This is a genomic window from Gordonia oleivorans (assembly GCF_040044975.1).
GTDB classification, from domain to species: Bacteria; Actinomycetota; Actinomycetes; order Mycobacteriales; family Mycobacteriaceae; genus Gordonia; species Gordonia oleivorans.
Genome location: NZ_JBDZDI010000050.1, coordinates 1 through 1,843 on the forward strand (window position 1 = coordinate 1; position 1,843 = coordinate 1,843).

The following is a 1,843-nucleotide window of genomic DNA, read 5'->3' on the forward strand; positions in this document are numbered from 1 at the left end:
GGAGGGAGCCGTCGAAGGTGGGATCGGCGATTGGGACGAAGTCGTAACAAGGTAGCCGTACCGGAAGGTGCGGCTGGATCACCTCCTTTCTAAGGAGCAGATACACACAACGTTGGTTGTGTGGAGTCCCGTTTGTGGCCGAGTGTGCTGCACGGGGAGCTCGAGGGTGAAACATCAAACAAGTCTGGTCCTGGGCGTCTGTCTGGGGTGCCGGGTTGTCGTTGGTCGTGAGGCCGACGTGCCATCAATACACTGTCGGGGTTCTGAGGGAACACACGTTTCCTTGTGGGCTCACAATGCGAGTTCATCGGTGATGCATCCTGTGGTGGGGTGTGGAGGTGGGGTTGGTTGTGGGTGTGTGTTGTTTGAGAAGTGCATAGTGGATGCGAGCATCTTTATTTTTGCAATGCATACATGATTCTGATTTGTTTCAGGTTGTGCGTGTTTTGTTCGAGTTTTTGTTTTTGAAGATTTTTGTCTCTTTGATGATGGTCACATTGGTGCAGAGGTGCCGGCCCTTGTGGGGTGTGGTGGTTCTGTGTGGGTGTGAGTGTTGTTGTAAGTGTTTAGGGCGTTCGGTGGATGCCTTGGTACCAGGAGCCGATGAAGGACGTGGTAGGCCGCGATAGTCCTCGGGGAGTTGTCAAACGAGCTGTGATCCGAGGGTGTCCGAATGGGGAAACCCAGCACGAGTGATGTCGTGTTACCACCAGCTGAATGTATAGGCTGTGTGGGGGGAACGTGGGGAAGTGAAACATCTCAGTACCCATAGGAAGAGAAAACAATTGTGATTCCGTGAGTAGTGGCGAGCGAAAGCGGAGGATGGCTAAACCATGCGCATGTGTGACCGGGTAGGGGTTGTGTGTGTGGGGTTGTGGGGTTCTTCTTCTCTCTTCTACCTGAGAGAGCGTGAGTGAGAAAATCGTGTGTTAGGTGAAGTGGCCTGGAATGGTCTGCCGTAGTCGGTGAGAGTCCGGTAGCTGAAAGCACATGGTCTTGCGTGAAGGATTTTCCCAAGTAGCAGCGGGCTCGTGGAATCTGCTGTGAATCTGCCGGGACCACCCGGTAAGCCTGAATACTTCCTGGTGACCGATAGCGGACGAGTACCGTGAGGGAAAGGTGAAAAGTACCCCGGGAGGGGAGTGAAATAGTACCTGAAACCGGACGCTGACAATCCGTCAAAGCCTGCGAGTTCTTTAGTGGACTGTGGGTGATGGCGTGCCTTTTGAAGAATGAGCCTGCGAGTTAGTGCTCGGTGGCGAGGTTAACCCGTGTGGGGTAGCCGTAGCGAAAGCGAGTCTGAATAGGGCGAAAGAGTCGCCGGGTCTAGACCCGAAGCGAAGTGATCTACCCATGGCCAGGGTGAAGCGCGGGTAAGACCGCGTGGAGGCCCGAACCCACTTCAGTTGAAAATGGAGGGGATGAGTTGTGGGTAGGGGTGAAAGGCCAATCAAACTTCGTGATAGCTGGTTCTCCCCGAAATGCATTTAGGTGCAGCGTGGTGTGTTTCTTGCCGGAGGTAGAGCTACTGGATGGCCGATGGGCCCTACTAGGTTACTGACGTCAGCCAAACTCCGAATGCCGGTAAGTGAGAGCACTGCAGTGAGACTGCGGGCGATAAGGTTCGTAGTCGAGAGGGAAACAGCCCAGATCGCCGGCTAAGGCCCCTAAGCGTGTACTAAGTGGAAAAGGATGTGGGGTCGCGAAGACAACCAGGAGGTTGGCTTAGAAGCAGCCACCCTTGAAAGAGTGCGTAATAGCTCACTGGTCAAGTGATCCTGCGCCGACAATGTAGCGGGGCTCAAGTACACCGCCGAAGCCGCGGCACTCCACCATCAACATC

2 rRNA genes are annotated in these 1,843 nt (G+C 54.6%); both read left to right on the top strand.

The features are described 5' to 3' along the window. Positions 1 to 89 (top strand): 16S ribosomal RNA (locus ABLE92_RS26050); the annotation flags it as partial. A gap of 466 nt (positions 90 to 555) precedes the next feature. Then, a 23S ribosomal RNA gene (locus tag ABLE92_RS26055) occupies positions 556 to 1,843 on the top strand; the annotation flags it as partial.